Genomic DNA, 15,326 nt, shown 5'->3' on the forward strand with positions numbered 1-15,326 from the left:
TCTTTAAATTGAATGTTCAATCTCAAACTAAGTAACTGGAAATCATGAGCATTAACGCGAAACACCTGGCCACATTTATTTTGGGCGCCGCTGCGGGAGTGGCTGCCCACAAATACCTTCAGACCGAGGAGGGAGAGAAGCTTCTGGAAGACCTTAAAACAAAGGCTAACAACCTGAAAGCCGAAGCGGAAGGGGCCATCGATAAAGCTCCTGAGTATTTCGAGGAACTTAAAACGAAGGGTGCGGAGACGCTGAAAGGTAATTTTCCCGATGCGGAGGCATTTTTCAAAGATTTGTTCGAAAAGTTTAAGGGTACGAAAGGCACCGCTTCCACCGAAACGGATGTCACACCAACGCCGGATCCTATTTCCTGATATCACAGCACTCAATCCCTGCCGTAGAACGCTTTGAATGTTCTACGGCATTTTTATTGCCCTACCAATCCGTTAATCTGCGCATATTGAATGAGCATGATGGTTTTGGCGTCGTTGATCGCTCCGTCGGCGACCATTTGAATAGCTTCTTTGAAAGGAATTTCCATCACCTCGATGTTCTCCTGCTCCGTCGCGCAGCCTCCGCCGTCGCTTACTTTCATATCGTCGGAATATTCGGCGACGAAGAAATAGAGGATCTCGGTAACGGAGCCGGGCGACATATAAGCCTGGAATATTTTCTTTACCGAGCTCACCTTGTAGCCGGTTTCCTCTTCGGTTTCCCGCTTGATACACGCTTCCGGATTGTCTTTGTCAAGCAGGCCGGCGCAAGCCTCAATCATCATGCCGGTTTCATTGCCGTTGGTATAGGTAGGGAGGCGAAATTGCCTTGTAAGCACGACGGTTTGCTTCTCTTTGTTGTACAGCAATATCACCGCGCCATTCCCGCGGTCGTAAGCTTCGCGCGCCTGGCGCTCCCACGAGCCGTCAGCACGCTGGTAGTCGAATGTGTATTTGCGAAGCGTATACCAATTATTGGAAAGCACTTCTTCGGAGGCAATTTTGACACGCGGATTAGCCATTGATCAAAAATGATTATTTGTGATTAATAATGATCAAAATTAATCAAAACTTTTCTGTTGGCAAAAAAGAATGAGCCTGTGGTGAATATTTAGCAATGCGGATTACTTTGCGGTTGTATCTCAACCGACGTTCCATGAAACCTGTACCTTATTGGATTGAAAAGTACAATCTCCTGCCGCACCCGGAAGGCGGCTATTATGCGGAAACTTATCGGGCATCCAAAAGCATTCCGCACCAGGCGTTACCCGCGAGATTTGGGGGTGACAGGGCATTTTCCACCGGTATTTATTTTCTGCTCGAATCACACAATTTCTCCGCATTCCACCGTATCCAAGCCGATGAAATGTGGCATTTCTATGCCGGTGAAGCTTTGGAAGTGTTTGTGATTGATGAAAAAACAGGAGATTTGAGCACTATCAGGCTGGGTAATGATCCTGACAATGGTGAAACTTTCCAGGCAGTGGTACCGGCTGGTGCGTGGTTTGCGTCACGCCCCGCGAGCGGGAGTACCTACGCGCTCGTGGGCTGCACAGTTGCGCCCGGGTTCGATTTCGCTGATTTTGAGATGGCAGGGTGCGAGGCATTATCCCAGGCCTACCCGCAGCATGCCGGACTGATCGCCGAACTTACGCGATGCTGACCAGTCCGGGAGAGCGTCAGTAGCCTACGCTTGTATCATCACCGCGAGGATCGGAGCCGCCTTCGAGGGAGCCGTCGGGCAGCACGAGTATGCAGTCCATCCGGCCGATGGAATTACGTTGCTGTTCGAGGATGTAGCCTTTGTCCTGCAACTTTTTAATGGCTTCGGCAGAGAATGCATTAGCCTCGAAAGTCGTTTTGTCGGGCAGCCACTGGTGGTGGAATTTCAACGCATTCACCGCCTGCTGCATGGTCATGCCGTGTTCCAGTACATTCAGGATGGTTTGGTAAACCGAGGTTATGATGGTGGAGCCCCCCGGCGTTCCCACGACCATCAGCAGTTTTCCGTCTTTTTCGATGATCGTCGGTGTCATGGAAGAAAGCATCCGTTTGCCCGGCGCGATTGCATTGGCTTTATTGCCGATCAGCCCATACATATTCGGGGCACCGGCTTTAATGCTGAAATCATCCATTTCATTATTCATGAAATAACCGCCGCCCTTCACGATTACGCGGCTGCCGTATCCGCCGTTCAGGGTAGTGGTGACCGACACCGCATTACCCTCCTTGTCTACCACCGAGAAGTGAGTCGTTTCGAGGCTTTCGTAGCCCGGGAGCACACCGCCATGGATATTTTTGCTGTCGGTAGCTCTGTCCCAGGAGAAATCGCTCCAACGTTTTTGCAGGTAATCCTTACTAATGAGGTCATTCACCGGCACTTTCACGAAATCGGGGTCGCCGAGGAACTTGGCGCGGTCGGCGTACACCCGGCGTTCAGCTTCAATCATAACCTGAATGGTCGAATCGCTGTGCCAGCCCCATTTGCGCAGCGGGTGCTGCTCGGTGAGCCGCATGAGTTGCAGCAATGCCACGCCACCGCTGGAAGGCGGGGCCATGGTGATCACTTTATAACCTTTGTAGCCTTCGGTTATGGTTTCGCGCCATTGTGCATGGTAGTCGGCCAGGTCCTGCTTGCTGATAATACCTTCGCCATTCTTGTTAATATCCTTTACGAGCTGCTTCGCCACTTTGCCGGCGTAGAACCCTTCGCGGCCTTTTTTCTGAATGCGTTTCAATACCTTCGCAAGGTCTTTCTGAACCAGCAAATCGCCCGCGGCCCAATCCTTGCCGGTAGGGTTGAGAAAGTAGGACGAGCCCGGATTGACAGCCAACAAATCGCTTTTGATCGAATTAAGGCTCCTTGCCTCCCGCTCGGTCAGTACCACGCCGTTTCGGGCAATATCGATGGCAGGTTGCAACACCTGTTTCCAGCTCAGTTTGCCATATTTTGCGTGGGCTTGCGCCATTCCATCTACGGATCCCGGCACACCCGACGCCAGCCGGCCCAGCGTGCTGGATTTGGGAATGATATTGCCGTCCTTATCAAGGTACATGTCGGCATGGCCTTTTCCGGGTGCTTTCTCGCGAAAATCGATGCTATAACTTTTGCCGTTTTTATCCCGTAAAACCAGAAATCCGCCGCCGCCGATATTGCCCGCCGATGGGTGTACCACCGCCAGCGCAAATTGCACGGCTACCGCAGCGTCCACTGCATTACCTCCTGCTTTCAGAATATCCACGCCCACTTGTGAAGCCACCGGATGCGCCGAGGCGACCATGCCGTTTTGTGCGACGACGCCTTTGCGATCGCTGAAAAATGGTTTCTGATTGGGGTCGTCGGAAAGGAATTGATAGAAGCCGGTAGATTCCTGAACGGGTTTCTGGGCGTAAGAAATGCCGGAAAGCGAGCCGGCGAGCAGCATTAGGGTATAGCGTAATTTCATATAGGAGTGTCAGGTTAATGTTGTAATTTATTAAATCGAACCCTTTTTCTTACCTTTTATACCAATTTATTTCGATGCATTGGGGCGATGCGCTAACTTTTGAATTCAAATTGTCCGTAACGTCATGATGAAGTTTTTACGACAGGTCTGGGAGAGTTTCCGCTTTGCCTGGGGAGCGCTCAAAACCAATGTTACCCGCACTATTCTATCGCTTCTTGGCGTAACGGTCGGCATATTCGCCATCGTGGCCGTTTTTACGATTGTGGATTCGCTTGAAAAAAGCATCCGCGACAGCCTGAGCTTCATCGGCGACAAAGTGATTTATGTACAAAAATGGCCCTGGGGCTTTGGTGGTGAATACCAATGGTGGAAATACTTCCAGTGGCCGGAGCCGAACTATGCCGAATATAAGTATCTCTACGATAACCTCGAAAGCGCCAGTGCGGTGGCCGTAATGGATTTCAGGGGTAATACTGTCCTTAAAAACGGCTCGAACAGCATCAACGCGGCAATTCAGGGGATTTCTTACGAATACAACCTTATTTCCGATATTCCGGTCCAGAACGGCCGGTACTTCATTCCACTGGAAACCAATAATGCCCGCAATGTCGCTATTGTTGGCGCGGATATTGCCGAATCGCTTTTTCCAGGCCAGGATCCGGTCGGAAAACCATTCAAGCTGGCTGGGCACAAGTTTACCATCATAGGTGTGCGTGAGAAAAAGGGGGAAAGTCTGGTCGACTTCGGCGGTAGTCCTGACAAAATTTGTCTTATTCCGTTCGCATCGTTCTCCAAATTGTTCCAATCCGGGCGGCGCAGTGCCGATATTGTCGTAAAAGGTTTCCCGAATGACGAAGGCATGAAGGAAGTAGAGGCGGAGATCGTAGGGCTGATGCGGACCAAACGGGGTATCAAGCCGCGCGACGGCAACAACTTCTCATTAAACCGGCCCGAAGCGGCAGCTGTTGCGATTTCCGGGCTTTTCGCGGTACTCACCGTGGCGGGGTGGGTAATCGGAAGCTTTTCGATCCTCGTGGGCGGCTTCGGGATTGCGAATATCATGTTTGTGTCGGTCAAAGAGAGAACCAACCTGATCGGAATCCAGAAATCGTTGGGGGCCAAAAACTATTCGATATTGTTCCAATTCCTGTTCGAAGCGGTAATGCTGAGCCTGGTCGGAGGGCTGGTGGGGATATTCCTGGTGTACCTGCTGTCGTTCATGAAACTGGGTTCGCTGGAAATCCTGCTGCTGCCGCGTAACGTGCTTTTGGGATTGGGTGTGTCGAGCATTATCGGCGTCCTTTCAGGCATCGTACCGGCTATGCTCGCCGCGCGCATGGACCCGGTGATCGCCATCCGGGCCAAATAATAACTAGGAAAAATCAAACCGTTTTGCGAAGTTCGCTTCTATCACCATCACACTGATCGACTGTTATGCGTAAATGGGTCATTTTCGCCGTATTTCTGGCAATCGTATTCGGGATTCTATATTATATCACTTTTGGGTATTACAGCGAAGGAAAGCGGGGAGGATATGTGACGAGGCTTAGCAACAGGGGCTATTTGTTCAAAACCTACGAAGGCGAGCTGAGAATGGGCGGGCTGTTCGAAGGCGATGGTACGATGAATTCCTCGCAATGGGTGTTCTCGGTAAGCGGCAAGAACAAAGACGCGATCTCAAAACTGGAAGAGGCGATTAAAAACGGCCACCGGGTTTCGCTGACCTACGAAGAGAAGTTTTTCAAATTGCCGTGGAATGGCGATACCAAGTTTTTCGTAACCGACGTGGAAGTACTCGGGCCCACGAAAGCAGTAACGCCCCCGGCATCATCGGTACCCGCACCAACGGAAATCGATACGACCAAGACATTATAACCAAAGCCGGAGCTACCCTCCGGCTTTTTTGGCTTTATAGCTTTTGCTGGTGAGCCAGGTAATCACTTTGTCGCGGTGGTCGCCCTGGATTTGCACTTCGCCATCCTTTACCGTACCGCCGCTGCCGCAGAGGCCTTTCAGCTGCTTGCCGAGCGTTTCCAGATCTGCATTCGTTCCGATAAACCCTTTTACAACGGTAATCACCTTGCCGCCGCCTTTGCGGTCGAGCCAGATGCGGAGGTCCTGCTGCTGCGGAGCCAGGGTTTCGGGTTCGTCTTCCTGATCGTTGTATTCAAACTCCGGGTTGGTGGAGTACACAATGCCCGAGCGGTTTTTCTTTGACATATTTTCAAACATTAAGGGAAGTCAGATGATCACATTCAGGCTTCCAGGCTTTATTTTAACCTCTATTCGCGTGGTATCCAGCTGCAAAGGTTCTCCATCATAGTGGATCATCGGCGGCGCGTCGGTTTCCACCACGGCTTGTGTGGCACGCTGGTAGTCGATGTAGGTCGATTGCTTCAACTGCTTCGTAAACAACCCGTAAGCGAGCGCGGTGCCGTACCATTGCGGGAACGGTCTGATCGTACACACATCGAGCAGGCCATCCTGCAAGCTGGCTTGCGGAGCTACCCAGGCATTGTTCCCAAATTGACCCGCATTGGCAAACGAAAGCGAGAACGCCTGCTTTTCCACGCCATTGAGCCGGAACGATTGCGGTTTATACGACCAGTAGGCTTTGAAAGACACATTCACATAGGTCATCAGCCCGCGCGCTTTTTGCTGGCTGAACAAATGCCCCACGTAGGCGTCGAAACCCATTCCGGCGGTACAGAAGAAGGGTATCCCATTCAATTCGGCACTGTCGATCATGGTTGGGTTGCCTTCGAAGAGCCTTTTCAGGGCTGCATCCAGCGTGAGCGGAAGGCCCAGGTGCCTCGCAAGGCCATTTCCGGATCCAAGCGGCAGGATACCGATCGGAATGTTGGTGTCCACTAATGGCTTTGCGATTTCATTCACAGTACCATCGCCGCCGACCGCCACGATAGCCTTCCATTTCTCCGCGTGCATGTGCTCGCGTACGAGCTCGGTCGCGTGGGCGGGTTCCTCTGTGAACAGGATTTGGGCAGAGCCGGCATTCTTTTTCGCGACGGAGTGGATTTGCTCCCGCACAGCCGCGCTGTTCTTGCCGATCGAAGTGCCCGAGTTGGGATTCAGTATAAATAAATAGGGATGGGTCACTGGTCAGGCAAAGAATAAGAACAGAATGAGGATAAAAACAATGATGAACAGGTAATAAAGGCCATCCACGAAGGGGTATTTCTGGCGGTCGATTTTTTTGAAAATGCTGTCGAACTTGCTCATACCTGCTGGATCAATGATATTTCGGCCATATGCCTTTCTGAGGCGCCGATCTTTCCGTTATATTTAGAATCGTCAATTGCATTACAAAAATCCATAAAAAATATGAGAAACTGGCTTTTTACCCTCATTCTGATCGGCGTTGCCCTGACGGCCCGGGCGCAGTCGCCGCGCGACAAGGATGAGATCCTCGGCATTCTGAAACGACAGGAAGCGGATTGGAACAAGGGAGATATCCGATCATTCATGAACGGCTACTGGGAATCCGATTCGCTGATGTTCGTCGGAAAGGCGGGCATTACCTACGGCTACAAGCCTACTTATGAAGGGTATCTCAAACGTTACCCTGATCGTGCGACGATGGGTACATTGAAATTCAGCTTTCTCAATTTCTCATTCCCCGGCCGCGATGTGGCTTTTGTAGTAGGGAAATTTCATTTAACGCGACCTGAAAAAGGTGATCTGGAAGGGCATTACACGCTTTTGTTTAAGAAAATCAAAGGCAAATGGCTCATTGTCTGCGATCACACGAGCGGGTAGCAAAAAAGCCGGACTGAGAAGCCCGGCTTTTTCATGAGTTTCAAGAATACTATACTTTTTTGAATTTCAGTACGACGTCAATCGCTGCCGACCCAGGAATAACAGCGGCATCGTCAACGGAAACCTGCAAATCTGAGCCGCTCAGCGTGTATTTGAAAGATTTAGAATTATTCGAAGCGTCTTTCAGTATCAAATTGCCGTCCTTAACCTCCCATTTAGCTCCATTAATTGGGATCACCGCATTAATGAGTGAGACCGCATTATCGCAATCGGCAGTTGCAATGGAATTGTCGGCCTTAAAGGTCAATTTCAAGCTGTATAGACACGGTACAAGTGCAGCGGGGTCTACGGGTAGTGTAGAACCTGGGGCTGCTGCAACGGCAGTAAGTTGCCAAGTCGCTACAATCGGATCATTGTTGGTCGGAGTCGGTTCGTCCTTATCATCATCTTTACAAGCAAAAACGACCGAAAGGATCAACAGCATGGCTAGCAAGGAGGTTTTGCTGAGGGTGTAGGCTTTTTTCATAGTTGAGAGCGTAAAAAAGTTAAGATCAATAGAATTGATTCGCGTTAGTTTTAACGCTCAAACTTAGTGAAAAATGCCTTTTGCAGGGAAGTTTTATGACTTAGCGGAAAATTTTGAAGGTTGTTCGGAGGAAAGAAACAGATTGATCAGATCGGCGGCCGCTTCATCGGGTAGCTTTTCCCCGCTTCGTACGGCTTGGTCCGCAGAGGCAATATATTTCTTTACCTCTGCATTTTCATAAAACCGGTCTTCCAGCGACTGCCGGATCTGTTCGCGAAGCCAATCCACGCGCTGAAATTGCCTGTTATGCTGCAAGAAACCGCCTTCGGAAGTTTGCGCATGGTAATCTGAAATCAGTTTCCAGATCGGCTGCATTCCGGTCCCTTCCAATGCCGAACACGCCACCACCTGAACGGGCACTTTGGAAGCGGTTTCAGGAAAGAGGTGCAGTGCCTGCCGGTATTCAGAAACCGCCTGTGCAACGGCACCTTCATTGCCGCTATCGGCTTTGTTGACAGCTACGGCGTCCACCATTTCCATAATGCCCTTCTTAATGCCCTGCAACTCATCGCCCGCGCCCGCGAGCATGAGCAGCAGAAAAAAGTCGGTCATGCCTTTCACCAGGGTTTCCGACTGGCCTACACCCACCGTTTCGACCAATATAATATCGTAACCCGCCGCCTCGCAGAGCAGGATCGCCTCACGCGTATGCCGCGCGACGCCCCCGAGTGAGAGGTTCGTGGGGGAGGGGCGGATGTAGGCATTCGGGTCACGTGCGAGTTTCTCCATGCGCGTTTTATCTCCCAAAATACTTCCACCGGACTGCTTGCTGCTCGGATCGACGGCCAGCACGGCCACGCGCTTACCCAACGAAGTGAGGTAGCTACCGAATGCCTCGATGAATGTGCTTTTACCCACGCCGGGCACTCCGGTAATGCCAATGCGAATGGAATTGCCGGTATGCGGCAAGATATTTTGGAGGATTTGTGAGGCCAATGTCCGGTCCTCGGCCAGGCTGCTTTCGATGATCGTGATCGCGCGGCTGAGCGTGGTGCGGTCGCCCGAGAGGACGCCTTTGGCATAGGTTTCAACAGACAGTCGCTGGCGCATTGGAATGAAAATTTGACGTCGGTAGACAAACGGCGTTGTCCGTCGCTAAAATGAAACTTTTTGTCCTAAAACAGGTGAAAAGGTGTATATTGCTCGTTTACAACCCAATATTTCCAATTTTTAACCATTATAATGAAAATTTCAATATTTCGTCTGGGCGTCATTGCAATGAGCAGTCTGGGCTTCTTCAACAACACTATCGCACAGGAGGCGGAGAAGGTGAAATATGATGCGCATGTCCTTTTTCACCCGCTTTTCAACTTCCAGCCCGGCAATGAGTATCGGACGGGAAGCGGCGCCCCCGGCCCCAAATACTGGCAGAACCGTGCGGATTACAAGATCAATGTAGCGCTCGACGAGGAGAAAGGGACTGTGAGCGGAGAGGTGGAGCTTACCTATAAAAATAACAGTCCTGAGAATCTGGAATTCCTTTGGCTGCAACTCGATCAGAATGCATTCGGCAGCCATTCGAGAGGAGCGCAAACGACGCCTGTTACCGGCGGCCGTTTCGGCAATATGGGGTTTGATGGCGGAGATTCCATTAAATCTGTAACTGTACAGCAAGGCAAGGGCGCATTTGTGGATGCGGAATACAAAGTGACCGACACCCGCATGCAGATCCGTCTGACAACGCCCGTGAAAGCGAATGGCGACGTGATTAAGATCAAGCTGGCCTATTCATTCAAGATCCCCGAGTACGGCTCCGACCGCATGGGAACGCTGGAAACGAAGAATGGGATCGTGTACGAAATGGCACAGTGGTACCCGCGCGTGGCGGTTTTCGACGACATCGAAGGCTGGAACCTGCTGCCTTACCTGGGCGCGGGCGAGTTTTACTTGGAATATGGCGATTTTGAATACAATGTGACTGTTCCCTGGGACCATATCGTGGTTGGCTCGGGTGAGTTGCTCAACCCGAATGAAGTACTCACTGCCGAGCAGCGTAAAAGACTGGCGGATGCTGCGAAAAGCGACCAGACCGTCGTGATCCGTAGCGCGGAAGAAGTTACCAACCCGAATACAAGACCCAAGCAATCGGGTACATTGACCTGGCGCTTCCGTTGCGTGCAGGCGCGCGACATTGCGTGGGCTACTTCCAAGGCATTTGTTTGGGACGCGGCCCGTATGAACCTGCCGAAGGGTAAAACCGCATTGGCGCAGTCGGTATACCCGGCCGAGGACGGCGGGCTGGATGGCTGGGGCCGTTCTACCGAGTATGTGAAGGGCTGTATCGAGTTCTATTCCAATTATGTACATGAATATACCTACCCTGTGGCGACCAATGTGGCCGGTATCGTAGGCGGTATGGAATATCCCGGAATCGTGTTTTGCAGCAGCAAAAGCCGTAAGGACGATTTGTGGGGCGTAACCGATCACGAGTTCGGCCACAACTGGTTCCCGATGATCGTAGGTAACAACGAGCGTAAATATGCGTGGATGGATGAAGGTTTCAACACTTTTATCAACTTCCTTTCAGGTGATAACTTCAACAATGGCGAGTACAAAACGACCCAGATGAATGATATGCACCGTCTGGCACCGATGATTTTCCGTCCAAAGGCCGATCCGATCATGACTATTCCGGACGTGGTTCAAGCCGTGAACCTGGGCTGGGAAGCGTATTACAAGCCTGCATTAGGCCTCAAAATGCTCCGCGAGCAAATCCTCGGTAAGGAGCGCTTTGATTATGCATTCAAAATCTATGTACAGCGTTGGGCATTCAAGCATCCTACGCCTTACGATTTCTTCCGTACCATCGAAGATGCGGCGGGGGAAGATCTGGGCTGGTTCTGGAAAGGCTGGTTCTTTGAGAATTATAAGCTCGACCAGTCGGTAAAAGAAGTGGCTTATGTGGAGCAAAACCCGCAAAAAGGCTCTTACATCACGATCGAAAACCTCGATCAGCTGGCAATGCCGGTGAAAGTGGATATCGAAGAAGTAAGCGGCAAGAAAACACGGGTTGAACTGCCGGTTGAGATCTGGCAGCGTGGCGGAGCGTGGACATTTAAAGCGGCTACGCAAGGGCCTATCCGGTCTGTAACGATCGATCCCGAGCATAACCTCCCGGATATCAATCCTGAGAACAATGTCTGGAAACCGGCCTCCTACAATGCCGAACCGGATGTGAACTAAGCATTCAGACTTATATAAAAAGCCTTCCAACCGTTGCGATTGGAAGGCTTTTTTATGCCGTGATGGGTGGGGATCAGATCGTCAGCAGCATGGCTCCGTACGAATAACCGCCGCCAAATACCGTGATCACGATATTTTCACCCTTCTTAAATTTATCCTTATTCTCCGAAAGTGCAATCGCACAACCCGCGCAGCCTGTATTACCGAGGTACTGGATATTCGAAATCAGTTTTTCGGCGGGAATACCCAGCGTATTGATCACGTTCAGGCTAATGCGGTGGTTGGCCTGGTGCGGGATCAGATAGTCGAGGTCGTTGATCGTCAGCCCGCATTCCTGCAATACCTGCTGGCTCACTTTGGGCATATATACACACGCATTCTGGAACACATCGCGCCCGAAAGGCATCACTACGCCCCGGTCGTTAGGCCGGAGTACTACTGCCTCCGTGGCTTTCCCGCTGGTGGCTGCGCCGCCGGTGATGAGCTTTTTGATCTGCATATCGCCTTCGGTCTGCCGTTCTTTGGAAATCAGCAGTGCCGAAGCGCCATCGCCCCACAAATGACCTGAAACCGTATCCATTTCATTGTAATAGGCCGTATTATGGTCGGAAACGACTACCAATGCCTTGGAAGCCTTGCCCATAGCAAAGTAGCCTTCTACGATCTCGATCGCATTGAGCAACGACGAGCAGGCGGATGAAATACTTACGACCGGAATGTCGGGAATTTGAAGCTGGTGTTGGACGGCGTGGGCCAGCGTGACGATCGTGTCGTAAGGCGTGTAAGTGGCTCCTACGATCAGGTCGATCTCGTTTTTACTATATGGGATATTTTCAAGCAATGTTTCGACCGCCTTCATGGCCATGGTCGATGTATTTTCGTCTGCTGATGCTTTACGTCTTTCTGAAATTCCTGTTCTTTCCGTTATCCACTCGTTAGATAGGTTGTTGAGATTTGTAAAATATTCATTACCAATAACTTCGCTTGGCAGATAATGACTAACCGTATTAATATACATGATTGAGAAGTTGACTTCGCAAGCTACAATTCTTTTCGATTCCGAAAGTTAAATATTTCGTAGAAATCGTAGCACTCCATATTTGAACAATTCAATAATAAATTTATAAAATTATAATGCCTGCGTCTGTAAATTAGATTGTTAGGAATTAAAAATGTCGCGATAAAACGACAAAAGTTTTGCTTCCTCCGATGACCAGTTGTAATGCGCCTCCGCCGCTTTTCTGCCATTCCCGCCCATCTGTTGCCTGAGAGCGCTGTCGCTGATGCAGCATTCCAATGCGTCGCGCAGCATTTTCGCATTGTACGGTGAAATGCAGAATCCGCATTGTGCACCTTCGACAATTTGCCTGTAAGCGGGAAAGTCCGAAGCAATGACGGGCAATTGCAGCGCCATGTATTCGAACAGCTTTGTCGGGAACGATTCCGGGTAATCGGCCACGGGTTTCAGCAGGGCAATGCCTGCCGCCGACCGCCGCGCATATCGTAGCGCCAGTTTCTGATCGGTGTAGCCATGGAAGGTGATATTGTTACTTACTTCCTGGTAACCGGCAATCGCTTCCAGCTCCGCTTTCGCCACCCGCACGGGGCCGAAAAGATGCAAATGGCAGTCCGGATGGTTGTTTTTCAACATGGCTAAGGCGCTGATCATCGTATCGAGGCTACGCTCCATGGACACGACGCCCAGATAAAAGACTTCGGGCCTGTGCCCAGGCGTACCTTCGTGCGTGAGCGAATCCATTACGGGCAGCGACACATAATTGTGGATCACCACGAATGGCTTTGCCAGGCGGCGGTATTCTTCCAGGTAAGCATCGTCCGTAAAGACGCAATGAAACTTCCTACGGGCCAGGTTGTCGAAAAACCGAAACAGCCGTTTGAAAACCGGACCATTGTTGTACCGTTTGATCGCAAACTTCTTGAACAGGTTTTCCTGTACCTCATACACCACTTTCGCTCCTGTCCATTGGAAAAGAAATGCCAGGGGAATCAGCTCCGGCACAAAAATGTGGACGATATCGGGCCTCAGCCGCAGGCATTTGAACAACACAACAGGATGTGCAAACAGGATTCGGGGTAATAGCCGCCCGAATTTCGGCAGATTGATCAAATGCAGCTTTTCCTTCCAGCCATTTTCAAGACCGGGTAATGCACAAAACACTTCATAATAGCCTTGAAGCGAAGGCGCGATCTTGTACATAATGCGCGAGTCTGCCGACGGGTGCACCGTACTAAGCAGCAGCACGCGTTTCATGCGCGGGTTATGATTGCAACGCCCGACGAGGTACCGATCCGTTCCGCACCAGCTTCGATCATGGCAATGGCCTGTTCGTAAGTCTTGATACCGCCGGAAGCCTTGATTTTCACCTCAGCCGGTAAAATCGACCGCATTTTGCGCACGGTTTCCGCATCCGCACCGCCGGGACCAAAACCCGTCGAGGTTTTGACAAAGTCAGCCTTTGCTTCCGCACAGATTTCACAAGCAGTATACAGGTCGAACGAATCGAGGGCGGCGGTTTCGATAATCACTTTCAGCAGTGCATTCTGCGCGTGTGCGAGATCGGCGAGCTGTTTCAATTCCTCACGAATGCTCAGGTACGCCATCGATTTGAACTGGGAGAGGTTCATTACCACATCCAGCTCGGTAGCGCCATTGTCTAATGCTTCTTTCGCTTCCGCTACCTTCGTAGCCGTGGTAGAATAGCCCATGGGAAAGCCCACTACCGTCGCAATGTCAATTTTTATCGGACAAAATTCCAGCATTTCGACGACATATGGTACGTAAATGGGCGCCACGCACACCGCTTTGAACTGGTGTATCCAGGCTTCTTCACAAAGCTTGCGGATGTTGGTTTCGCTGGCGGTCGCTGTGAGCAGCGTGTGGTCGATGTAGGAAGAGAGATTATCCATAAAAAGGAAAAACCCCGCCGGAAAGGCAGGGTTCCAAATGATATGAGTTGCTTTTTAAGCTTTGCTTTTTTCTTTTTTAGCCGCTTTTTTCGCAGGCGCTTCTTTCACTTCTTCCTCCGTTGCAACTTCCGCTGCCGGTTCAGCAGCCACTTCTGCGTCGCCTTCGGTTGCTACAAATGCTTCGGGGATATGTTTCGAAAGCAGGTTGTACCAGGTAATGACTTTCTTGATGTCCGATACATACACTTTCGTGCGGTCGAACTCCGGAAGTACCTCAGCAAGAAACTCGATGAGCTCTTTGTCCGATGAAGTTTTAACCGACAATGTAACCTCTTCGCCGTGGATTTCACGGATTTTGAGGAACACGTCCGACAGGGCAACAGATTCTTCTGCACCGTCTGTAAAGATCGAAACATCTTTCAAAACGGATACGCGCGCAGTTGGCCCGATCAGCGTTTTTTCACGTTTCTCGTCCAGGCTTTCAACGATTACGCCCGCACGGCTTGGTTTCAGAATGCGGAACAACCCTGGCTTGCCGGATACATTGGCTACTTCTTTCAACAAATCCATTCCTGTTGACTCTACTTTTTCACTCATCCTTTCTTACTATGGTTATATCTTGATGTTAATGTTGGATGCGGCAATTGAATTTTTGCGCAAAATAACGGAAAGATTGCCCGGGAAACAACCGATATCCTATTTTGTCTTCACAAACGACTGATTATAAGTTTCTATTGTCGCCAGGATAGGCTCCCGGCCCTCATTTTTTTCCGCCGAGGTCACGTACATTTCAGGAACTTCTTCCCACATTTCGCTCATTTTACGTTTATAGGCTTCCACCTGGGCGGCTACCTGGCCCGGTTTGAGTTTGTCGGCTTTGGTAAATATGATTTCAAACGGAATGCCGGCTTCGCCCAGCGCGGCCATAAATTCGAGATCGACGGCCATAGCGCTGTGGCGGACGTCCACCAGCACGAACGTACAAATGAGGTTTTCGCGGTAATGCAGGTAATCGTGGATCATTTTCTCCCACTTGTCGCGCTCCACTTTGCTCACTTTGGCATAACCATAACCGGGTAAATCGACCAGGTACCAGGTGTCGTCGATGATAAAATGGTTGATCATCTGCGTTTTTCCTGGTTGCTGGGAGGTTTTGGCCAATGCTTTTTTGCCTGTCAGCATGTTGATAAGCGACGATTTACCCACATTGGAGCGTCCGATAAATGCGTATTCGGGAAGGACGGGCTCCGGGCATTTCTGGTAATCGGAGTTGCTCATCACATACTTAGCTTCCTGAACTTTCATGGTATTCTGGTGTTAATGAAGTTGCGAAGTTACCCTTTTTGAGCTTCTTATCCGCAAAAGGTGCGGGATAGGCTCGTAGTCCATAATTGTGTAAAATAAAACAAAGGC

Annotated in this window: 17 protein-coding genes; 6 read left to right on the top strand and 11 right to left on the bottom strand. The window is 50.6% G+C overall.

Annotated elements, in window-relative coordinates:
• Positions 1 to 44 precede the first annotated feature (44 nt).
• A complete protein-coding gene (locus tag CLV60_RS32460) occupies positions 45 to 374 on the top strand; it encodes a YtxH domain-containing protein (protein WP_106599567.1) in 330 nt (109 codons plus the stop codon).
• Between the two features lie 53 nt (positions 375 to 427).
• On the opposite strand, the gene nudK is transcribed toward CLV60_RS32460, so the two are convergent.
• Positions 428 to 1,015: a GDP-mannose pyrophosphatase NudK gene (nudK, locus tag CLV60_RS32465; RefSeq protein ID WP_106599568.1), complete on the bottom strand. Its 588-nt coding sequence runs from the start codon at positions 1,013 to 1,015 to the stop codon at positions 428 to 430.
• 134 nt (positions 1,016 to 1,149) lie between these two features.
• On the opposite strand from nudK, the gene CLV60_RS32470 reads away from it, so the two are divergent.
• Complete coding sequence (locus tag CLV60_RS32470; RefSeq protein ID WP_106599569.1) at positions 1,150 to 1,656, top strand: cupin domain-containing protein; 507 nt, start codon at positions 1,150 to 1,152, stop codon at positions 1,654 to 1,656.
• A gap of 16 nt (positions 1,657 to 1,672) precedes the next feature.
• Here the strand turns inward: CLV60_RS32470 and ggt are convergent, their stop codons facing one another.
• Entirely contained in the window at positions 1,673 to 3,439 is a 1,767-nt protein-coding gene (ggt, locus tag CLV60_RS32475; protein ID WP_106599570.1) for a gamma-glutamyltransferase, read from the bottom strand.
• Positions 3,440 to 3,563: 124 nt separating this feature from the next.
• Here ggt and CLV60_RS32480 point away from each other — a divergent pair, with 124 nt between their 5' ends.
• Together CLV60_RS32480 and CLV60_RS32485 are read left to right on the top strand one after the other, a co-directional pair.
• Complete coding sequence (locus CLV60_RS32480; RefSeq protein WP_106599571.1) at positions 3,564 to 4,808, top strand: ABC transporter permease; 1,245 nt, start codon at positions 3,564 to 3,566, stop codon at positions 4,806 to 4,808.
• A gap of 65 nt (positions 4,809 to 4,873) precedes the next feature.
• A complete protein-coding gene (locus CLV60_RS32485) occupies positions 4,874 to 5,314 on the top strand; it encodes a DUF8785 domain-containing protein (protein WP_106599572.1) in 441 nt (146 codons plus the stop codon).
• A 12-nt stretch (positions 5,315 to 5,326) separates the two neighbouring features.
• On the opposite strand, the gene CLV60_RS32490 is transcribed toward CLV60_RS32485, so the two are convergent.
• Entirely contained in the window at positions 5,327 to 5,659 is a 333-nt protein-coding gene (locus CLV60_RS32490) for a translation initiation factor (RefSeq protein WP_106599573.1), read from the bottom strand.
• A 21-nt stretch (positions 5,660 to 5,680) separates the two neighbouring features.
• A complete protein-coding gene (locus tag CLV60_RS32495; protein ID WP_106599574.1) occupies positions 5,681 to 6,556 on the bottom strand; it encodes a diacylglycerol/lipid kinase family protein in 876 nt (291 codons plus the stop codon).
• 225 nt (positions 6,557 to 6,781) lie between these two features.
• Here CLV60_RS32495 and CLV60_RS32500 point away from each other — a divergent pair, with 225 nt between their 5' ends.
• Positions 6,782 to 7,216 carry a YybH family protein gene (locus CLV60_RS32500; protein WP_106599575.1) on the top strand — a complete coding sequence of 145 codons (435 nt, stop codon included), beginning with the start codon at positions 6,782 to 6,784 and terminating at the stop codon, positions 7,214 to 7,216.
• Between the two features lie 49 nt (positions 7,217 to 7,265).
• Here CLV60_RS32500 and CLV60_RS32505 read toward each other — a convergent pair whose 3' ends face one another.
• Together CLV60_RS32505 and meaB are read right to left on the bottom strand one after the other, a co-directional pair.
• Positions 7,266 to 7,742 carry a lipocalin-like domain-containing protein gene (locus CLV60_RS32505; protein WP_106599576.1) on the bottom strand — a complete coding sequence of 159 codons (477 nt, stop codon included), beginning with the start codon at positions 7,740 to 7,742 and terminating at the stop codon, positions 7,266 to 7,268.
• A gap of 93 nt (positions 7,743 to 7,835) precedes the next feature.
• Positions 7,836 to 8,852 carry a methylmalonyl Co-A mutase-associated GTPase MeaB gene (gene meaB / locus CLV60_RS32510; RefSeq protein WP_106599577.1) on the bottom strand — a complete coding sequence of 339 codons (1,017 nt, stop codon included), beginning with the start codon at positions 8,850 to 8,852 and terminating at the stop codon, positions 7,836 to 7,838.
• 132 nt (positions 8,853 to 8,984) lie between these two features.
• Between meaB and CLV60_RS32515 the strand changes: the two genes are divergently transcribed.
• Entirely contained in the window at positions 8,985 to 10,985 is a 2,001-nt protein-coding gene (locus CLV60_RS32515) for a M1 family metallopeptidase (RefSeq protein WP_106599578.1), read from the top strand.
• A gap of 73 nt (positions 10,986 to 11,058) precedes the next feature.
• Here CLV60_RS32515 and CLV60_RS32520 read toward each other — a convergent pair whose 3' ends face one another.
• From CLV60_RS32520 to yihA, 5 genes are all read right to left on the bottom strand, one after another.
• Complete coding sequence (locus CLV60_RS32520; protein ID WP_106599579.1) at positions 11,059 to 12,003, bottom strand: 3-oxoacyl-ACP synthase III family protein; 945 nt, start codon at positions 12,001 to 12,003, stop codon at positions 11,059 to 11,061.
• Between the two features lie 141 nt (positions 12,004 to 12,144).
• Positions 12,145 to 13,257, bottom strand: coding sequence for a glycosyltransferase family 4 protein (locus CLV60_RS32525; RefSeq protein WP_106599580.1), 1,113 nt, complete (start codon positions 13,255 to 13,257; stop codon positions 12,145 to 12,147).
• On the bottom strand, positions 13,254 to 13,913 hold the full coding sequence (gene deoC, locus CLV60_RS32530; RefSeq protein ID WP_106599581.1) for a deoxyribose-phosphate aldolase: 660 nt from the start codon (positions 13,911 to 13,913) through the stop codon (positions 13,254 to 13,256). The genes CLV60_RS32525 and deoC overlap by 4 nt, the downstream gene beginning before the upstream one ends.
• Positions 13,914 to 13,967: 54 nt before the next feature.
• Positions 13,968 to 14,510, bottom strand: a complete 543-nt coding sequence (locus tag CLV60_RS32535) for a DUF5606 family protein (RefSeq protein WP_106599582.1) — start codon at positions 14,508 to 14,510, stop codon at positions 13,968 to 13,970.
• A gap of 99 nt (positions 14,511 to 14,609) precedes the next feature.
• Positions 14,610 to 15,218, bottom strand: coding sequence for a ribosome biogenesis GTP-binding protein YihA/YsxC (gene yihA, locus CLV60_RS32540; RefSeq protein ID WP_106599583.1), 609 nt, complete (start codon positions 15,216 to 15,218; stop codon positions 14,610 to 14,612).
• Positions 15,219 to 15,326 lie beyond the last annotated feature (108 nt).

The organism is Dyadobacter jiangsuensis, assembly GCF_003014695.1.
Taxonomy (GTDB): domain Bacteria; phylum Bacteroidota; class Bacteroidia; order Cytophagales; family Spirosomataceae; genus Dyadobacter; species Dyadobacter jiangsuensis.

Bases quoted from the DNA above. Each gene is read 5' to 3' on its own strand.
- CLV60_RS32460 (WP_106599567.1), top strand. From the start codon at position 45: ATGAGCATTAACGCGAAACACCTGGCCACATTTATTTTGGGCGCCGCT.
- nudK (WP_106599568.1), bottom strand. From the start codon at position 1,015: ATGGCTAATCCGCGTGTCAAAATTGCCTCCGAAGAAGTGCTTTCCAAT.
- CLV60_RS32470 (WP_106599569.1), top strand. From the start codon at position 1,150: ATGAAACCTGTACCTTATTGGATTGAAAAGTACAATCTCCTGCCGCAC.
- ggt (WP_106599570.1), bottom strand. From the start codon at position 3,439: ATGAAATTACGCTATACCCTAATGCTGCTCGCCGGCTCGCTTTCCGGC.
- CLV60_RS32480 (WP_106599571.1), top strand. From the start codon at position 3,564: ATGATGAAGTTTTTACGACAGGTCTGGGAGAGTTTCCGCTTTGCCTGG.
- CLV60_RS32485 (WP_106599572.1), top strand. From the start codon at position 4,874: ATGCGTAAATGGGTCATTTTCGCCGTATTTCTGGCAATCGTATTCGGG.
- CLV60_RS32490 (WP_106599573.1), bottom strand. From the start codon at position 5,659: ATGTCAAAGAAAAACCGCTCGGGCATTGTGTACTCCACCAACCCGGAG.
- CLV60_RS32500 (WP_106599575.1), top strand. From the start codon at position 6,782: ATGAGAAACTGGCTTTTTACCCTCATTCTGATCGGCGTTGCCCTGACG.
- CLV60_RS32505 (WP_106599576.1), bottom strand. From the start codon at position 7,742: ATGAAAAAAGCCTACACCCTCAGCAAAACCTCCTTGCTAGCCATGCTG.
- meaB (WP_106599577.1), bottom strand. From the start codon at position 8,852: ATGCGCCAGCGACTGTCTGTTGAAACCTATGCCAAAGGCGTCCTCTCG.
- CLV60_RS32515 (WP_106599578.1), top strand. From the start codon at position 8,985: ATGAAAATTTCAATATTTCGTCTGGGCGTCATTGCAATGAGCAGTCTG.
- CLV60_RS32520 (WP_106599579.1), bottom strand. From the start codon at position 12,003: ATGTATATTAATACGGTTAGTCATTATCTGCCAAGCGAAGTTATTGGT.
- CLV60_RS32525 (WP_106599580.1), bottom strand. From the start codon at position 13,257: ATGAAACGCGTGCTGCTGCTTAGTACGGTGCACCCGTCGGCAGACTCG.
- deoC (WP_106599581.1), bottom strand. From the start codon at position 13,913: ATGGATAATCTCTCTTCCTACATCGACCACACGCTGCTCACAGCGACC.
- CLV60_RS32535 (WP_106599582.1), bottom strand. From the start codon at position 14,510: ATGAGTGAAAAAGTAGAGTCAACAGGAATGGATTTGTTGAAAGAAGTA.
- yihA (WP_106599583.1), bottom strand. From the start codon at position 15,218: ATGAAAGTTCAGGAAGCTAAGTATGTGATGAGCAACTCCGATTACCAG.